This is a genomic window from Sphingopyxis sp., from assembly GCF_034380315.1.
In the GTDB taxonomy this organism is placed as follows: Bacteria; Pseudomonadota; Alphaproteobacteria; order Sphingomonadales; family Sphingomonadaceae; genus Sphingopyxis.
The window spans coordinates 259569-277824 of the sequence record NZ_JAXMPB010000002.1 but is presented as its reverse complement, the minus strand read 5'-3'; the positions used below and the strand labels follow the sequence as shown (position 1 = coordinate 277824).

General features: G+C 64.8%; 14 protein-coding genes and 1 pseudogene. 7 read left to right on the top strand and 8 right to left on the bottom strand.

Annotated features, from left to right (window positions below):
* Positions 1-109 precede the first annotated feature (109 nt).
* Positions 110-1504, top strand: a complete 1395-nt coding sequence (locus U0S50_RS04375) for a helix-turn-helix domain-containing protein (protein ID WP_322307540.1) — start codon at positions 110-112, stop codon at positions 1502-1504.
* A 24-nt stretch (positions 1505-1528) separates the two neighbouring features.
* Here the strand turns inward: U0S50_RS04375 and U0S50_RS04370 are convergent, their stop codons facing one another.
* Together U0S50_RS04370 and U0S50_RS04365 are read right to left on the bottom strand one after the other, a co-directional pair.
* Positions 1529-2314, bottom strand: coding sequence for a hypothetical protein (locus tag U0S50_RS04370; protein ID WP_322307539.1), 786 nt, complete (start codon positions 2312-2314; stop codon positions 1529-1531).
* Positions 2315-2331: 17 nt separating this feature from the next.
* Positions 2332-2931, bottom strand: coding sequence for a helix-turn-helix domain-containing protein (locus tag U0S50_RS04365; protein WP_322307538.1), 600 nt, complete (start codon positions 2929-2931; stop codon positions 2332-2334).
* Between the two features lie 137 nt (positions 2932-3068).
* Between U0S50_RS04365 and U0S50_RS04360 the strand changes: the two genes are divergently transcribed.
* Together U0S50_RS04360 and U0S50_RS04355 are read left to right on the top strand one after the other, a co-directional pair.
* On the top strand, positions 3069-3887 hold the full coding sequence (locus tag U0S50_RS04360; RefSeq protein ID WP_322307537.1) for a hypothetical protein: 819 nt from the start codon (positions 3069-3071) through the stop codon (positions 3885-3887).
* A 37-nt stretch (positions 3888-3924) separates the two neighbouring features.
* Entirely contained in the window at positions 3925-4977 is a 1053-nt protein-coding gene (locus U0S50_RS04355) for a protein-glutamine glutaminase family protein (RefSeq protein ID WP_322307536.1), read from the top strand.
* Positions 4978-4996: 19 nt separating this feature from the next.
* On the opposite strand, the gene U0S50_RS04350 is transcribed toward U0S50_RS04355, so the two are convergent.
* From U0S50_RS04350 to U0S50_RS04335, 4 genes and pseudogenes are all read right to left on the bottom strand, one after another.
* On the bottom strand, positions 4997-6262 hold the full coding sequence (locus tag U0S50_RS04350) for an RNA polymerase sigma factor (protein ID WP_322307535.1): 1266 nt from the start codon (positions 6260-6262) through the stop codon (positions 4997-4999).
* A gap of 129 nt (positions 6263-6391) precedes the next feature.
* Positions 6392-6751, bottom strand: a pseudogene (locus U0S50_RS04345) (YciI family protein); the annotation flags it as partial.
* A gap of 93 nt (positions 6752-6844) precedes the next feature.
* Complete coding sequence (locus U0S50_RS04340; protein WP_322307534.1) at positions 6845-8671, bottom strand: DUF885 domain-containing protein; 1827 nt, start codon at positions 8669-8671, stop codon at positions 6845-6847.
* A gap of 108 nt (positions 8672-8779) precedes the next feature.
* Entirely contained in the window at positions 8780-9814 is a 1035-nt protein-coding gene (locus tag U0S50_RS04335) for a mannose-1-phosphate guanylyltransferase (protein WP_322307533.1), read from the bottom strand.
* A gap of 137 nt (positions 9815-9951) precedes the next feature.
* On the opposite strand from U0S50_RS04335, the gene U0S50_RS04330 reads away from it, so the two are divergent.
* The 4 genes from U0S50_RS04330 to U0S50_RS04315 are packed head-to-tail and all read left to right on the top strand — an operon-like array spanning position 9952 to position 16699.
* Positions 9952-11340, top strand: coding sequence for a TIGR03013 family XrtA/PEP-CTERM system glycosyltransferase (locus U0S50_RS04330; RefSeq protein ID WP_322307532.1), 1389 nt, complete (start codon positions 9952-9954; stop codon positions 11338-11340).
* 2 nt (positions 11341-11342) lie between these two features.
* Entirely contained in the window at positions 11343-13460 is a 2118-nt protein-coding gene (prsK, locus tag U0S50_RS04325) for an XrtA/PEP-CTERM system histidine kinase PrsK (protein WP_322307531.1), read from the top strand.
* Positions 13457-14839 carry a PEP-CTERM-box response regulator transcription factor gene (gene prsR, locus U0S50_RS04320; protein ID WP_322307530.1) on the top strand — a complete coding sequence of 461 codons (1383 nt, stop codon included), beginning with the start codon at positions 13457-13459 and terminating at the stop codon, positions 14837-14839. The genes prsK and prsR overlap by 4 nt, the downstream gene beginning before the upstream one ends.
* Complete coding sequence (locus U0S50_RS04315) at positions 14840-16699, top strand: tetratricopeptide repeat protein (protein ID WP_322307529.1); 1860 nt, start codon at positions 14840-14842, stop codon at positions 16697-16699. It begins immediately after the preceding gene.
* Here U0S50_RS04315 and U0S50_RS04310 read toward each other — a convergent pair whose 3' ends face one another.
* Together U0S50_RS04310 and U0S50_RS04305 are read right to left on the bottom strand one after the other, a co-directional pair.
* Entirely contained in the window at positions 16700-17176 is a 477-nt protein-coding gene (locus tag U0S50_RS04310; RefSeq protein ID WP_322307528.1) for an RNA pyrophosphohydrolase, read from the bottom strand. It lies immediately after the preceding gene.
* The gene (locus U0S50_RS04305; protein WP_322307527.1) at positions 17173-18120 is read right to left on the bottom strand and encodes an alpha/beta hydrolase; all 948 of its coding nucleotides are present in this window, start codon (positions 18118-18120) and stop codon (positions 17173-17175) included. Before U0S50_RS04305 ends, U0S50_RS04310 begins: the two co-directional genes overlap by 4 nt.
* Between the last annotated feature and the right edge of the window lie 136 nt (positions 18121-18256).

The following is an 18256-nucleotide window of genomic DNA, read 5'->3' as shown; positions in this document are numbered from 1 at the left end:
CGAAAATGACCGAGGGCGCGGCGAAAGTGAAAAGCTTTGTCAATAATTCTTGTGAAATATTGCGCATCGGTGCAAAGTCGCATGTAAATCAGTAAAGAAAGTTACATTGATGGCGGAGCGACGGGTGTTTGCCGGGCCGGCGGTGCGCAAGGTGCGGCGCGATGCCGGGCTGACACAGGCTGCGATGGCCGAGGCGCTCGACATCTCGCCAAGCTACCTCAATCTGATCGAGCATGGGCAGCGCGCCCTGTCGGCGACGGTGATTGTGCGGCTGGCCGAGCGTTTCGGTTTTGACGCCGCGACGCTGGGTGCAGAGGATGTGCCGGGTGGCCTCGCCGGGCTTCGCCGTCGCCTCGCCGATCCGCGTTTCGCCGATCTGGGCATCGGCGCGCGCGAGGTGGAGGAATGGATGCAGATGGCGCCCGCCACGGCGGCGGCCTTTGCCCGGCTGTTCGATCAGGGTGGGGGCGAAGCGTCCGCCGCGCCTGCTCGTGCCGACGCGCCAGAGGTCGATGCCGTGCGCCGCGCGATCGAGAAATGGCGCAATCATTTCGCCGACCTTGATGCGCGTGCCGAGGAACTGGCCGACGAGCTGCGCCTCGCGGGCGGGGATCTGTACGGCACCATCGCCGAACGGCTGCGCACCCGGCATCAATTGGGTATCCGCATCTTGCCGGCCGACGTCATGCCCGACAGGCTGCGTTGGCTCGACTGGCATGCCCGGCAGTTGATGCTGAACGAGTTGCTCCGCCCGGCTTCGCGGACCTTTCAGGCGGCGGCGACGTTGGCGCAGATGGAGGCGAAGGAGGAAATCGCGGCGCTGGTCGCGGGGGCGGAGTTTGCCGAGCCGGGCGCCGCGCGCCTGTTCGAACGGCATCTCATCCAGTATTTCGCGGCCGCGCTGATGATGCCCTATGGTCGCTTTCTGCGTGCCTGCGATGCGACGGGCTATGATCTGTTGTTGCTCCAGCGCCGCTTCGGCGCCAGTTTTGAACAGGTCGCGCATCGATTGACCACGCTCCAGCGGGTCGGTGCCCGGGGGCTGCCCTTTTTCATGCTGCGTATCGATCGGGCGGGGCAGGGGAGCAAGCGTTATGCGGGGGCCAGCCAATCGGCGCTGGTCGACGGCGATGCGCGCTGTCCGCTGTGGGGGATGCACGAAGCCTTCGCCCGCGCGGGCGAAGTCGTTGCCGATCTGGTCGAGATGGAGGATGGCACGCGCTGGTTTACGCAAAGCCGCAGCGTGGCGGCGCCGGGCGCGACCGGGAGCGGCACGCCGGCGCGCTTTGCGGTATGTGTCGGGGTTGATGCCAAGGTCGCCGCTCCGCTTGTCGCGGCGCGCGGAATCGACCTGATGCGCGAGCGGGCAACGCCGATCGGCCTTGGCTGTCGGCGCTGCACCCGAAGCGGCTGTGTACAGCGATCGACCCCGCCCATCGGGCGCCCGCTTCGGTTCCGCGAGGGCGAGCGCGGGGTCAGCGCCTTTGATTTCGCCGGCGATTGACGCGCGCTCGGGCTTCGTTCCCGCTCAGGCGCGTTCACAGCTCTCCGGATCGGTCGGTGGGGCAGCGAAATGCTCCTGCCACCATTGACGCCAGCGCGTTTCGAGCGCCTCGAACCGATCGGCATCAAGGCCATAAGTGGTCAGGGTGGCCGATCCGCCACCGGTCGTTTCGCCTTGGGCAGGGCGGTCGGTGACGATGAGCAAGCCGTCGCCCCACGCCGGAACCGCCAGTCCGACCTGCCAGGCCCCGCGGTGCCAGGCGATGCCCTCGGTTCCTTGCGGCCCCCTTGCGCCCATCGTGGCGGGGCCGGGAATGACGAGGGGCGTGCCGGGCGAAAGTGACCGAAGCGGCGCCAGGCCCAGCGCCTCGATCGGCAGCTTTGCTCCGTTCCGCGCCGCGCCGCTCAGGCGGATCGTGCGCCGGTCGGCGAGCGCGTGGCGCTCGATGCCGAAGCGCAATTGTTGCGCAAAGCTGATCCAGCCTTCGGTCATGTCTTCGTAAATTCCGTCCCAGCTGTCGCCAGCCGCGACCGCGCGGATGATGCGAAGGCGGGATCGGGCGCCATCCGCGACGATTTCGATCCGGTCGTCGGTTCCTTCGAAATGAATGATGCGGTGGTCGGCATCGGCGCGGGCGTGATCGACGAAGATATAGCGGATTTCTTCGCCCAGCGTTTCGGAATCCCAGCCGAACCAGTTTTTGATGGCGGCGGGATCGCGGATGGCATCCCATAACAGGTCGGCGGGCGCCGCGATCGTCACGTCGACAAGGACGCGATCCCGGCGGGGCATTTCTTGGCGATCGGACACAGGGCTTCTCCCGATGGTCAGTTAACGGCGGCGGCGGGGCGGGTGGCCGTCGCGGGGTGGCCCGCGATCGTTACCTGGTATCGCCGTCCCCGGCCCGGCGGCGCGAAATCGGCGGCGATCGCGGCGAGCGCATCCGACAGGCGCGCGGTAAAGGTTTCGATATCGGCGGGGTGCTCGAACCCCACATCGGCTTCGACCGTGAAGGTCAGAAGGCGGCTGTTCTCGCTCTCTGCGGCGGCCTGCATCCGCGACACGTCGCGCACGATGGCGGCGGCGGTCCGTACCAGATGCGTCGCCGCGTGACGATCCTGCGCTTCGACATGCGCGGGGTCGTCGGCCCCCATGATCATCGGATCGACGATCAGGGCGTCGCCGCGCGCGCGATAGAGTTTCTCGGTGAACCCGCGACGTTGGCGGGTTTCCGATGCCGTAATCAACCCCGCCTGTTCCAACACCCGCAGATGATAGCCGAGTTTCTGGCGCGGCATGTTCAGCGCCTCTGACAGCATCGACGCCGACGCCGGGGTGCGAAGGCGGGTCAGCAGTTCGCGGCGCAGCGGCGACAGCGCGATCCGTGCCGCACCGGCATCTTCGAGCATGGCGATATCGTTGCTCATGCGTTGAAACTATAATGGACAAAATATTTGTCAATTCGTCCGGCGCGACCGAATTGGCAAGCGGATAATCGAGTGATAGGCTGACCAAAGAAACGGGAAAGGGGGGTGTGATGGGGGAACAGCAAGCAGAAGAAATCATGCGGCCGAAAAACATGCTGGAAAAGAGCAGGCCGCGACGTGCCGTCAAACTGGGTTTCGTCGATTTGAAGAGCAAGGGACATGATCGCCCGCAACCGAATATCGACTATGACATCATTTCGGCGGGAAGCAGTGTTCTGGACGCATTGCCCTATCCAAAGTCCGCCCGGCAAATGCTCGATATCGATGTCTATGCCCTATATGGCGGCGACCTTCCCGAGGGACTGTTCGGCGGGCGTAACGAGGGGCTGCTGAAAATACAGGCGCACACCGCTGACCCCCAGAACATCGCAGGACAGGAGGCCGTTGCCTCCTTTGTCCGCGAATTTGACGTCAAGGACGATCAATATGCGCCCGGTTTTCTGTTTTCGGGCGTTTTCCGGCGTATTTTGATCGAAGGATCGGCGAATATCGGCATCGATCTTTACGAGATGGATAGCGATGCGTCGGAATATTACGGACGGTTCAAATCGGTGGTCGACAAAGTCCCGGAAATCAAGAGCATCGACGTGCTGAAGGGCATCCCTTATTTGTCCCTCGCGACCAATCTGGCCGAAGCGGTGATCGATGTGTTCGGCAAGAATCCCGACGACCATATCTGGGGCGAATTGCCGTTGCTTGAGATCAAGCCGCTGATCGGCGGCGCGTTTCTGCGCGATGGCATCTATATCATCATCGAAGCCGAGCGCGATCGCAAGGCGATGAAATTTGAAGAATTGAAATACCGCAACAACAGCCTGGTCGGAACGACGGGGGTGAAGCTCGGCGCGCATCTGGTGTTCGGCCTGCGGCTGCGGGAATATTCGGGGCGGGCCTGAACGGCGGGCCGATTGTACAAGGGGGGAAGGCAGGACGATGCGGAAATTTGTGGGGGCCGCCATCGCGGCGGGACTATGTTCGGTGCCGGCTTCTTTGCCGGCGACGGCGCAGCAGCAGCGCCAGGTGCCGATTGCGCAGGGGGTGACGATGGTATCGCCCGATGCGGAGTGTCCGGCGGGCACCGTGCGACGGGTCTATGCCGGCCAGCAACAGGTGGCGCAGCAGGGGTTCGGAACCGCGACACTCCATTATTGCGTCGAAGCCGAACTGGTGGCGCCAAAGGATGCCGACGCCGGGCCGCCCGAACTGGACGCGGTACGTTCCTTCCCCACCCTGTTGCCCCTGTCGCGTTTCGGGCCCAGCGGAACCAACAGCGACACCCAGCTGGTCGAACTGACTCCAGCCGAAGTTGGCGGGCTGCGCGATGCGGTGACGGCGATTGCGTTCGCCAACTACCGCCTCAGTGGCTGTCATGACCGCGCCCACGCGGCCTATATGCTGCTTCCCGCCGCGCTGCGGGCAAAGGCGGTCAAGCAATGGGTCGTGGCTCCGTCGGCCTTTACACGCGGGGTTCGCGGCACGATCGGCTATCCCGCCGACGCTAGCGTGAACTGGCGCTATCATGTCGCGCTGGCATTCCAGACCCCCGACGGGATCGCGGTTTTCGATCCGACGCTTTCGCCCGGGCGGTTGCTGACCGAGGCGGAATGGCTTGGAAGCTTTGATTATCCGCCGCTCAGCATGCGCTTTTTCGCGCCGGCCGAAACCTATCAATTCTTCGACGAAGACAATGATGTCGTCGAATTGAACGAACGAAAATCCTATGTCGAGAACAAGGATATCTGGGTCGGCAACGGCTATCGCTATGAAGGAACATCGCGAGCGAACCATTGGATCCCGAACAATCTGGCGCGCGATGCGGTCGGTGCGCGGGTCGAGGAGGGGCGCGTGTGCCGCGATCTTCAGGCGTTCAAGGGGCAACCTGGCAAATTGCTCGACATATTGACTAACGGATCGCCGATCGATTGTCCGGCCGAAAAGGCGTTGTTTGACCAGACGCGAGCGAAGTGGGTTGCGCTGCTGAAATAGCGTGGATGCGCCGGTGCCGTCAGGCGGCGCAAGCCGCGGCGCGGGCCAAAAGGAAGGCGCGCTCGCGCTCATTCGCCGACAGGGCAGCGGCAGCGACGAATTCGTCGCGGGCTTCGTCACGCCGGCCCGCGCGGAACAGGAAATCGCCGCGCGCCGCGGGAAGGGGCGCGTAGTTGCGAAGCGCGGCGGCATCGGCAATCGCATCGACCAGGCGCAATCCCGCTTCGGGGCCATGGGCCATGCTGTGCGCAATGGCGCGATTGAGGTCGACAACGGGCGACGGCATGACGTCGCGCAACCGGTCATAGAGGGCGGCGATCGTCAGCCAGTCGGTGTCCTCCGGCCGCCGCGCCCGCGCGTGGCAGGCGGCGAGCGCGGCCTGAAGCGCATACGCTCCGTCGCTTCCCTGCGCGAGCGTCTCGGCCTGGTCGAGGGCGGTTAGTCCGCGGTGGATCAGAAGCTGGTCCCACCGGGCCCGGTTCTGGTCGGGCAGCATGATCGGGCTGCCATCGGGGGCGACCCGCGCGCTGAGGCGCGAGGCCTGTATTTCCATCAGCGCCAGAAGGCCAAAGACTTCGGGTTCGCCCGGCATCAACCCAGCCAGGATGCGACCGAGCCTCTGTGCTTCCTGACAGAGTGACGGGCGGACGACATCGTCACCCGACGTCGCGGCATAGCCTTCGTTGAAAATCAGATAAACGACGCCGAGAACCGACGCCAGGCGCGCGTCCCGATCCGCGCCGCGCGGCACCTCGAACGCCAGGCCGGCGTCGGCGATCGTGCGTTTGGCGCGCACGATGCGCTGGTTGATCGTCGCGGGGTTTGACAGAAAGGCGCGGGCGATTTCCTCGACCGTCAGCCCTGCGACCAGGCGCAGCGTCAGCGCGGCGCGGGCATCGGCCGACACGATCGGATGGCAGGCGGTAAAGATCAGCCCCAGCAGTTCGTCGCCAATATCATCGTCCATGGCCTGTTCCATGTCGCGCGCATCGTCGCTCTGGCCGCCGTCGAGATCGCGCGCAATCTCGACATGCTTTCTTTCGCGCATCCGGTTGCGGCGGATCGCATCGATCGCGCGGCGCCGCGCGGCGGCCATCAACCAGGCGCCGGGGCGGTCGGGAATGCCCGACCGCGGCCATTGGGCAAGCGCAGTCACCAGCGCGTCCTGGGCAAGCTCCTCGGCCTGGTCGACGTCGCGGACGATGCGCGCGAGGCCGCCGATCAGCCGCGCGCGCTCGATCCGGAAGACCGCCTCGATGGCCCTGTGCGTGTCGTCTGTCACCATGACGGATATGTTGGCGATCAGACGGCGCAGGGCAAGCGCGGCGGTCCTGGCCTAGGTTCAGGCACCGTCCAGCTTGTCGCGGACGCGGCCGTGAATTTCGCTTGCTTCTGGCGTGATGACATCGGCGAAATCCTCGACTTCGTAAATGGGACGGATTTCGAGTTCGCTCGGCCCCGGCATCGGATTGGGGCAACGCCTGGCCCAGGCAACCGCCTCGTCCATGTCCTTGACTTCCCAGATCCAGTAACCGGCGACCAATTCGCGGGTTTCGGCGAACGGTCCGTCGATTACCGTGCGACCGGGACCGTCAAAGGCGATCCGCTTGCCCGCCGACGAAGGCTTGAGGCCGTCGCCGCCAAGCAGGACGCCTGCGTTGACGAGTTCTTCGTTGAACCGGCCCATCGCCTCGAACATCGCGGCGGTTTCTGCGGTGGGGGCGATGCCCTGTTCGCTGTCTTCGGTGGCCTTGACAAATACCATGACACGCATCGTCATTCTCCTTGATTGGCAGGGGTCTTATGACCCCGCACCGACACGACGAACGAGGGGATGTGGAATCGACATGAGCCCCAGAATTTTTTTTCAGCTTTGATCCGCCACCCAGCGCTCGATCAGTTTCTCCAGCACGTCGATCGGCATCGCGCCCGCGCCGAGTGCGGTGTCGTGGAATGCGCGCAGATCGAATGCGTCGCCGAGCGTGTGTTTGGCCTTTTCCCGGATCGCCACCCACCGTATCTGTCCGACCATGTAGCTCGTCGCCTGTCCGGGCCACACGCAATAGCGTTCGATTTCGGTGATGTTCGAGCGTTCGGGCGTGCCCAGTTCCTCGTTGTAATAGCGGATCGCCTCTTCGCGGGTCCAGCGATAGTGGTGCAGCCCGGTGTCGACGACCAGGCGGGCGGCGCGGAACATATAGGATTGCAGATAGCCGAGACGACCCCAGGGGTCGTCGGCATAGACCCCCATCTCGTCCGCGAGCTGCTCGGCATAAAGGCCCCAGCCTTCGCTATAGACCGAAAAGGTCGGCAATCGGCGCAGGCGAGGAATTCCCGGCGCTTCCTGGGCCAGCGCGATCTGGTGATGATGGCCGGGCGAGGCTTCGTGATAGGTCAGCGTCGGCAGCGTCCACGACGGATTGTCGGCGGTGTCGCGCAGATTGATATAATAGGCACCGGGGCGCGAGCCATCGAGCGCGGGTATCTGGTAATAGCCGCCGGCTGCGCCTGCCTCTATCTCCTCAGGAACGCGGCGAATTTCCACCTCCGCCTTCGGCAGCCGGCCAAAGCATTCGGGCAGGCGCTTCTGCATCGCGGCCATCTGGGCGTTGAGTTCGGCGATCAGCTTTTCCTTGCCCGCCTCGGTGTTGGGATAGATGAAGCGGGGGTCCTTGCCGAGCGCATTCAGCCGTTCGGCGACGCTGCCCTTGGTCATGCCCTGTTGGCGCAGGATCGTGTCGGCGCGGGCGCTGAGTTCGGCCATGCGTTCCAGGCCGAGCTGGTGAATCTCCTCGGCCGACAGGCTGGTGGTCGTCGCATAGCGCAGCGCATAATCATAATATTCGGCGCCCTGCGGCAGGCGCCATACACCGGCATCATGGGTCGCTCGCGGGCGAACGGTGGTCAGCGAGGCCACCTGCCGCTGCATCGCCGGATAAATGCGATCGCGGACGATGGCCGCGCAGCGCGCGGCCCAGTCGCCCGCAATCGCCTTTGCGCCTGTCTTCGCCGCGATATTGGTCGTCAGCCCGTTGTTTTCGGGCGTAGGCGACAGGATCGCGCGATATTGTTCGAGCGTGCGGTCGATCACGAAATCGGGCGGGATGATCCCGGCCGCGTGATCGGCATCGATCCGACCGGTTTCGCGGTCAAGTTCGGTGGCAAAGGCGTCGCAGCGCGCGAGATAGGCTTCGGCGTCGCTTTCGGTCGCGATGCCGTGCTGGTTTATGAGGAAATCGGGGATCGAGCGGTATGTGCCGCTGAGCTGCGTCACCGGATGCGGCTCGGGCCAGCTGTGAAGCCCATAGCTGAACGTATCAAAGGCGTTTACGTAAGTTTCCCAGGGGCCGCGAAACGTCTCGTAATTGACAAGGTCCATGCCCGAAAGCTTGGTGGGATCGATCGCTTTCAATGCCTCCAGGCCTTGCCGATACAAGGCCTGGTCGCGAAGCAGGCCATCGGGCGAGCGATCGTTGAGATGCGACTTGGCGGAGCTGCGCTCACCCTTGTCGAGACCCAGCGCCGTGCAGAATTCGGGACCGTTATCGAGCAGTTGATCGAATATCCGTTCATAGATTGCCGTCAGCCGGGCCCCTTCGCTTTCCGCCGCGAGCGCCGCTCGAGCGGGCGAACGAAATCCTGCAAGTGCCGTGGTGGCTATGGTTGCGGCAAGAAGCGTACGGCGATCCATCATTCGTCGATCTCCTGGAGAAAGGGGGGGGGGAGGGGGCACGCATTTGAAGACTGAATTTTCGGCGTCGGATACTCTGCGGAACAGGGCCGGCCGCGGTGTCATGCCGGCCTATCCGCGCGCCTTGGCAGCGGCACGCACATCCTGCGATCGCGAAAGCGGCATGATCAGAATATCGTCGCCATCGACGATCACCGCGACATCATTCATGCCGATCACCGACACTTTCTTTCCGTTGGCGCGGATCAGATTGCCATGGCTGTCTGCCAGGAACACGTCGCCTGACGGGGCATTTCCCGCCGCGTCCTTGTTGGCGAGGGCGTGCACCGCCTGCCAGCTTCCAAGGTCCGACCATCCCATCGCGACCGGAACGACCGCAACGCGCTCTTCCTTTTCTATCACGGCATAGTCGATCGAGTCCGTTGGGGCGGCGGCGAACGCCGCGGCGTCGGCGTAAAAGGCGTCGCCCTCCAAGCGGCCATCGGTGACGGCCTGCTCGGCGGCGGCCAGAATCGCTGGGCAATGCTGCTGCATCGCGCCGCGCATTCGGCCCGCCCGAAACAGGAATATGCCGGCATTCCAGCTATATCCGCCGGCGGCGAGCATCGCTTCGGCGTCGGCAAGCGGTGGCTTTTCGATGAATCGCTCGACCGCAAAGCCCAATTCCCCGAGCGGCGGCCCGCTGGCGATATAGCCGAAGCCGGTTTCGGGGTGGTCGGGTGTGATGCCAAAGGTCACGATGCGATCGTCGGCGGCCAGCGCGGCGGCCTTTGCGATGGCTGCGTGAAAGGCGGCAAGGTCGGCGATGACATGGTCGCTGGGCATCACCAGCAGCAACGCATCCGCGTCCGCGCTGGCCACGGCGAGCGCAATGGCGGCCGCCGTGCCGCGCGGCGCTGGTTCGACGATCAATCTGGCGGCGCGTCCATCGATCTGGTCGCGGACCTGCTCCACATGGGCGGCACCGCAAAGGACAAGCGCTTCACCGAATGTCGTTCCGGCGGGCGTTCGGTCGAGCGTTTGCGAAAACAGGCTGGTATCGCCGGCCAGCGCCAGAAACTGCTTGGCGCGAATGCCGCGCGATTCAGGCCAAAGACGGGTTCCGGCGCCGCCACACAGGACAACGGGTTGAATCGATACGGTCATTTGCATGGTCTATCGCCTTGATTGTCGGTCGTCACCCCCCGTCCAATCGCTCGCGAACCATCGCAAATGTGTAAAGTTTACCGACAATTCACGCCTGTAACCTATAACGCAGCCTTGAAAGGGCGCATTCAGGCTTCATGTTCAGATTGTTCAAACATTATGTGCCGCACTCGGTTGCGTGGCTGGCGCTGATCGAATTCCTCGCGCTGCTCGCGGCGGCGGAGAGCGCTTGGCATATCTATGCTCAGCAGGCGGATTTCGGTCCGGGGCCTTTCGCCGATCGCGCGCTTCCGGTGCTGACCTTTGCGCTCGCCAACTCGCTGGCGATGATGGCGACTGGACTTTATGGCAACGAGGCGCTGCGCTCGATGCGCTTTGCCACCGCGCGGCTGCTGGCGGCGGTTTCGCTCGGCGTGCTGTTCCTGTCGGTGGTCGGCTTTCTGCTGCCGACGGCGACATTGTGGCGCGCGAACAGCATTTACGCGATGGCGATCGCGATTGCCCTGTTGTTTCTGGTGCGCCTGGCCTTGACCCAGACCGCCGGGACCGATGCCTTTCGGCGGCGGGTCCTGATTCTGGGGGCGGGGCCACGTGCCGCGCGATTGGCCGAAATGGCCGAACGTCCGGGCAGCGGCCTCGACATCGTCGGCTACGTTGCCATGTCGGCCAGCGAAAAGACGATGGCGGGTGCCGTCCCGCGTGCGCAGATCAATAATCTGTCGGATCATGTGCTCAGCCTGAAAGCGGGCGAGGTGGTGCTTGCGCTCGAGGAACGCCGCGGGTCCTTGCCGCTGGGCGATTTGTTGCGGGTCAAGACGACCGGGGTCCACGTTAACGACATCTCCAGCTTTATCGAGCGCGAGACGGGGCGTGTCGATCTGGCCACCACCAATCCTAGCGGATTGATCTTTTCCGACGGCTTTTCGGCAGGGCAACGGATTTCGCGCGTCAGCAAGCGCCTGTTCGATATTGTCGCCAGCCTGATGGTGTTGGTGATCGGTCTGCCGCTGATCCTGATCGCGGGGATCGCGGTCAAGCTCGATAGCCGGGGGCCGATGCTCTATCGTCAGGCGCGCGTGGGGCTGTTCGGCGAAACCTATGACGTCTGGAAAATACGGTCGATGCGCACCGATGCGGAGGCCGCGGGCAAGGCGGTTTGGGCGAGCGAGAATGACCCGCGTATCACCCGCGTCGGCAACATTATCCGCAAGCTTCGCATCGACGAACTGCCGCAGCTTTGGTGCGTGCTCAAGGGCGAGATGAGCATCGTCGGCCCGCGCCCCGAACGGCCGAGTTTCGTCGAGGAACTGGAACGCGAGCTGCCCTTTTATGCCGAGCGTCATATGGTCAAGCCGGGCGTGACGGGCTGGGCACAGATCAACTATCCCTATGGCGCCTCGGTCGAAGACGCGCGCGCCAAGCTGGAATACGACCTCTACTACGCCAAAAATTATTCGCCCTTTCTGGATTTGCTGATCCTCCTCCAGACCGTCCGCGTCGTGCTGTGGCCCGAGGGGGCCCGATAGACATGACGCTCGCCAGCCTGTCCCACATCCTGTCCGCGCTGGCGATGACGGGCTTTCTGGCCATGCTGCTATGGATGCTGACGCACCCGGCGATGCGCCGTGCGGCGCGGGGTGCGGCACCGGTGCCTTTGACCGCGGTGGTGGCGGGCGTCGCGCTATGGTGCGCCGCGCTTTATGGGTTCGGTCCGGGTTCGGTCGAGGCGCTGGCGGTCCAGCCGATCCGCGATCTGACGATGCTCTACTGGTGTTCTGGCACCTTCTGGTCGAAACGGGCGCCGATGCCCGCGCCGCTGCGGCTTATCCAAAAGATGCTGGCGACGATCTGCATCGTCATGCTGCTGTTGGCGATCATGCCTCTGTTGGGCGTCCGGATCGGCGACGACACATGGCTTTACTTTGCGCTGACCATCACCGCGATGATCGTCGCGGCGGGGGGATTGCTGATCGTCGACAGCGCGGTCCGCCGGGCGAACAGCGGGGCGACGGCGCGGCTCGCGGTCGTCGCTGGCGGTCTGGCGATGCTGTGGGGCTATGAACTCAATGCCCAGTTGATCGGCGCGCTGACCGGGCAGGCCGCATCGACGCTGATTGCCCTTCTGCCCGGTGTCGCCCTGCTGGTGCTGCCGACATTCATTGTCGCCACACTGAATGTCGGCCGCGATCGCATGCGTCTGTCGCGCCCGGCTGCCATGCGGACGATCGTGCTGATCGGCGGGGCGGCCTATTTGATCCTGATCGGGCTGGCGGGCGCCGTCGCCCGTTTCGTCGGCGGCGACTATGCCTATCTCGCGCAGGCGACCTTCCTGATTCTGGCGCTTGGAACGGGGGGCTTGTTCCTGCTCTCGGCGCGCGCGCGGGCCTGGTCGTCGGTGATGATCACCAAGCATTTTTTCGAGCATCGCTATGATTATCGCGCCGAATGGATGCGGTTTACCGCGACCCTGGGGACCGGAGACAGCGGCGAGGAGGGCGATGCCAGTCTTCACCGCCGCGTCGCAAAGGCGCTTGCCGAACTGACCGGCAGCCCCGGCGCTTTGCTGATGCTGCCCGATACGCTGGGCGGCTTCGCGATCGCTGACCATTGGCGCTGGCCGGTCAAACCGGTCGAGGAAGCGGCGCTGTCGCTGCGGTCGGCCTTCATGCTTCAGGAAACCCGGCATATCGTCGATCTCGACGCCGAACGGCGGGCACCGTCCACCGACGCCTCCAGCCTTTCGATCCCCGAATGGCTCTTGTCGGATCCGCGCGCCTGGGTCGTCGTACCCGTGCTGCATTTCAATCGGATGATCGCGATCGTCGTGCTGCACCGTCCGGCCGTGTCGCGTTCGCTCGACTGGGAGGATCTCGACGTGCTGCGGATCGCTGGCCAGCAGGCGGCAAGCTATCTGGCCGAAGCGCAGAGCCAGCGGGCGCTATCCGAAGCGCGCCGCTTCGACGAGTTCAACCGCCGTTTCGCCTTCATCATGCACGATATCAAGAATCTGGCCAGCCAGTTGTCGCTGCTCGCGCGCAATGCCGAACGCCATGCCGACAACCCCGCCTTTCGAGCGGACATGGTCGGTACGCTGAAATTGTCGGCGGGGCGATTGTCCGACCTGCTCGTTCGCCTGTCCCCGCGTCAACGCGGCCCCTCGGCCCAGGCTGGCCGGGTCGCGGTCGAACCCTTGCTCCACGAACTGGCCGACGAAATCCGGCCGCGCCGCACCTTGTTCGTCAGCTGCCAGACGGGGGTGGCGGCGTGGGCCGACGGGGCATCCGTGCGCCAGATCGTCCATCATCTGGTCAGCAATGCGATCGACGCTTCCGACGCCGATACGCCGGTCCAGGCGATCGCCGCGGTCGACCAGGGCCGGGTCCGGATCGACATCATCGATCAGGGCTGCGGCATGAGCCGGGCCTTCATTCGCGACGAACTGTTCAAACCCTTTGTGTCGACAAAGGAAGCGGGCTTCGGCCTCGGCGCTTTCGAGGCATTGCAACTCGCACAGGCGATGGGCGGCACCATCGAAGTGGCGAGCGAGCCGGGGCGGGGGAGCTGCTTTACCCTCTGGTTGCCGCAGCCGGATGCGCGAGGCGGCACGGACACAGATTTGCTGGATGAAAGAATGGCTTCCCGATGAGCGAGACGAGCGGTGACAAACCGACCCTGCTGGTGGTCGAGGATGACCCCGGGCTGCAGGCGCAGCTCAAATGGGCCTATGAGGATTATCGGGTCCTGATTGCGGGCGATCATGACAGCGCGATCGACATGCTGCGCGCAGAGGAACCGGCGGTCGTGACGCTCGACCTTGGGCTTCCGCCCGATCCCGATGGCACGCGCGAGGGGTTTCGGACATTGTCGGCGATCCTCGAGATGAAACCCGACACGAAAGTCATCGTGGTGTCGGGCCATGGCGAGCGGGCAAGCGCCTTGTCGGCGATCGCGAGCGGAGCGTGGGATTTTTACAAGAAGCCGATCGATATCGACGAGCTGGGCCTCATCGTTCGCCGCGCCTTTCATGTTCGCGAGCTGGAAACCGAAAACGCTCGCCTCGCGGCGCTTGGATCGGGCGATCATCGCGTGCTTGGCGGAATGATCACGGGCGCGCCCGTGATGCAAAAGGTCGCGCGGACGATCGAACGGGTTGCGGGGCTGGACGTTTCGGTGATGCTGCTCGGCGCAAGCGGGACCGGCAAGGAACTGCTGGCGCGCGGATTGCACGAAGCGAGCGGTCGGCGCGACGGGGCCTTTGTGGCGATCAACTGCGCCGCAATCCCCGAAAACCTGCTCGAAAGCGAACTCTTCGGGCATGAAAAGGGTGCCTTTACCGGCGCGGTAAAGACCACCGAAGGCAAGATCGAACTGGCGCATGGCGGCACGCTGTTCCTTGACGAGGTCGGGGATATTCCGCTGCCGCTTCAGGTCAAGCTGCTCCGCTTCCTTCAGGAACGGACCATCGAACGGATCGGTGGGCGCAAACCGATCGCGGTCGATACGCGGATCGTCTGTGCAACGCATCGCAATCTCGATGCCATGATCGCGGCAGGCGATTTCCGGGATGATCTATATTATCGTCTCGCCGAAATGGTGGTGAAGATACCCGCGCTGTCGGACCGGGCCGGCGATTCCGTGCTGCTGGCGCGGCATTTCCTGCATCAATATGCGCCCGACATGAACCCCGGCGTTCGCGGCTTTGCCCCCGATGCCTTGCAGGCGATCGACGAGGCCGCGTGGCCCGGCAATGTCCGCGAACTCGAAAATCGGGTAAAGCGCGCGGTCATCATGGCCGACGGCAAGTTGGTGATGCGCGAGGATCTCGATATGCCGGTCGGTGACGAGGAGGGAGAGGGCGAAGAGGCCTGGCTGAACCTGCGCAGCGCGCGCGAAGCCGCCGATCGCGTCGCGATCCGCCGCGCCATGCGGCTGAGCGAAGGCAATATCTCGCACGCCGCCAAGCTGCTCGGCATCAGCCGCCCGACGCTTTACGACCTGCTCAAGCAATATCGGATGCAGGCCTGAATGTGGCCGGCCGTCCCTGGCGGGCGCGTCCGGACGGGGGCGCTGTTGCTGTTGGCGGTCGTCGCCGCCGGCTGCGACGGCCCGCCGCCGCAAACCCCGCGACAGATGTTCGAGGAGCGGCGAGCCGTGTTGCAGGACGCGATCGCGCGCAACCCGGAGGCGATAGCCGAGCGCGTGCAACTGGCGCGGGTCGCGTTCGGCCTCGGCGACGGGGCCGCGGCCGAAGCGGCCGTCCGCGAGGCGATGGCGCATGGTGCAAAGGCCGATGCGCTGCGGCCGCTGCTGGCGCGCGCCTATGCGATGCAGGGCGATGGCAACCGCGCGCTGCGGACGCTCGATGAAGGGCCGATCATCCCCGAGATGATCGGTGAAGCGGCCTGGGTCGCCGGCAATATCCATCTCGAAAACGGCAATCTGGGCGCGGCGCGAGAGGCGTATGACCGCGCGGTGCGCGCTTTGCCGCGCAACGCCGACTTGTGGGTCGATGTCGCGCGGTTCCGCGAAGCCAATGTCGACACACGCGGCGCGCGCGATGCTGTCGCCTTTGCGATCGAACTCGACGGCCGCAACGGTCCGGCGCTGGCGCTGACCGCCAATCTTGTCCGGAGGCAGGAGGGGCTTCGCGCCGCGCTGCGCTGGTACGACGCGGCGCTGGACGCCGATCCGGACAATGCCGACGCGCTGATCGAGCGGGCGGCGACGCTGGGCGATCTTGGCCGCTATCGTGACATGTTGGCGTCACTCCGCCACGCCGCGACGCTCGCACCGCGCGATCCCCGGCTCTATTATCTGCAGGCGGTCGTTGCGGCGCGGGCCGACAATTACCGGCTGGCGCGCAGCCTGCTTCAACGCACGCGCGGCCAGATGGACGACGTGCCCGCCTTCATGTTGCTGAACGCGGTGGTCGAACTGCAACTCGGCGGGGAGGCCGTTGCGGCGACCTGGGCCGGACGATTGCTGAACGAACAACCGCATAATCTGACGGCGCGGCGCCTGCTCGCCGCCGCCGAGTGGAGCGACGGCGATGCCGAGGGCGCTTTCGATGTGCTGGCGCCGATCGTCGACCGATCCGACGCCGACAGCTGGTCGCTGTTGATGGCGGCGCGCGCTGCGTCCGAACTCGGGCGCGCGGGCGAAGCCGCCGATCTGACCGCGCGGGCGGCCACGCTCGCGCGCGGCGAGGCTGCCCCCTTTGCCATCGATGGCGACTATAATTTCATCGGCATGGCGGCCGATTCCGAACCGCTGAATCCCGGGCGCGTGATTCCCGCCATTTCAGCCGATCTATTGCGCGGCAATGCCGGACGGGCGATCGAGCGCGCGATACGGCTGCGCGATGCCAATCGCGGTGTTGCCGACGCACATATCCTGCTTGGCGATGCGGCGCTGGCGGGCGGGCGATATGAGCTGGCGGTCGAGGCCTTTCGCGCCGCGCGCGCCCTGGATGCGGGCGAGCGGACGACCCTGCGGCTTGCCAATGCGCTGTTTCGTGCGGGCGATCCGGCGGGTTCGGGAGCCGCCATTCTGGCGCTGCGCGACAGCCAGCCGTCGAGCATCGCCGCCGATCGGCTCGCCGGGCATCTGGCGATGGACTTGCGGCACTGGGATCAGGCGATCGGTCATTTCGATCGGGTGCGCCATCGCATTGGCGACCGCGATGTCGTGATTCTTCGCGAACTGGCGCGGGCGTGGGCCGCAAAGGGCGACGATGGCCGCGCGTTGCAGATGATCGCGCGCGCCTATCGGCTCCAGCCGCTCAACCGCGAGATCATGCTATTCTATGCCGATCTGCGCGAACGCAACGGCGATGCGCAGTCGGCCGCCGACCTGCGCGACAAGGCCGCGCAGATCGGGCGCTGATCAGACGAGCGGCCCGAATTCCTCGACCAGCCCACGATAAAGCGCGCGTTTGAACGGCACGATCAGCTTTTCGATTTCATGGAGTTCGGCCCAGCGCCAGGCGCGAAACTCCTGATGGCTGGTTTCGATGTTGATGTCGGCATCGCTTCCCATGAACCGCATCAGAAACCAGCGTTGGCGCTGGCCGCGATACTTGCCGCCCCAGATCTTGCCGATCAGCTCGTCGGGCAGATCGTACAAATATTCGTCGCGGCTGCGCGCGATGATCTCGACCAACCCGCCGTGAACGCCGGTTTCCTCTCCCAGTTCCCGGATCGCCGCTTCCTCGGCATCCTCGCCCGGGTCGATCCCACCTTGCGGCATCTGCCAGGCCTCGGTCGTGGTATCGAGCCGCTGGCCGACGAAGATGCGGCCATCGCGGTTGGCGAGCATCACCCCGGCGCAGGGGCGATAGGGAAGCGTGTCGTGATCGTTCATGCAGTCGCCATGGACTCGGCGACGATGGCTTTCAAGACTGTGAGTGCACCCTTGATGTCGTCCTTGGCGCTGGGGATACCCTGCGCCAGGCAAATATAACCGTGGATATTGCCGCGCGCCTCGCGATAGGTGGTCGGCACCCCGGCGGCGATCAGTTTCGCGGCATAGGCGCGCCCTTGGTCGCGCAGCGGATCAAGCCCGGCGGTAATCAACAGCGTCGGGGGCAGGCCCTCGGCGGAAAAGTCGAGTGGCGCTGCGCGGCGGTCCTGCGGATCGGCGGCATAATGGTCGGCGAACCAGGCCATGCCGTCCTGCGTCAGCAAATGTCCCTCCCCAAAATCGCGATAGCTTTGCCAATCGTCGTGGGTCGTGACCGCCGGATAGATGGGATGGATCGCCACGACCGGCTTGGCCGCGGGTTCGTCGCGCAGCGCAAGCGCCGTTGCGATCGTCAGATTTCCGCCCGCGCTGTCCCCAGACAGGACCAGGCCGGTGCTGGGCAAGTTCGCGGCGACCCACCGCGTCGCGGCTTCGCAATCTTCGGGCGCGGCGGGGAAGGGGTGCTCGGGGGCAAGGCGATAATCGACGGCGACCACCGGCATGTCCAGAATGCGTGCCGCTTCGGCGCAATAGGGATCGTGGGTGTCGAGATCGCCGATCACCCAGCCGCCGCCGTGAAAGAAAAGCATGACCGGTCCCGGTTCGCGGTCGGGGCGATTGTCGTAGATGCGGACAGGAATATCGCCCGCCGGGCCGGGGATGGTGCGGTCCTCGACCTTCGCGATCTCGCCGCGGGGAACGTCGGCAAGCTGGCCCATCACCCGCATCATCTCGCGGGCGCCTTCGGGCGGCATCTCGTTCATTTTCGGACCTTCCTGCGCGTTGAGGAAAGCCAGGAACATGGCCACGTCGGGGCGCGTGAAATGGGTCGGGGCCTCGGTCATCCTGTCACCTTTCGTCCTGTTGCTTTGACGCAGCTATTCGCTATCGCAGGGCGATATTCAATCGCGAAATGAAACTTGTTGGTGCGTTCGGCTTTGTGCCGCACAATTTTTTCTGAATTGCGGCTTTGCGCGGACG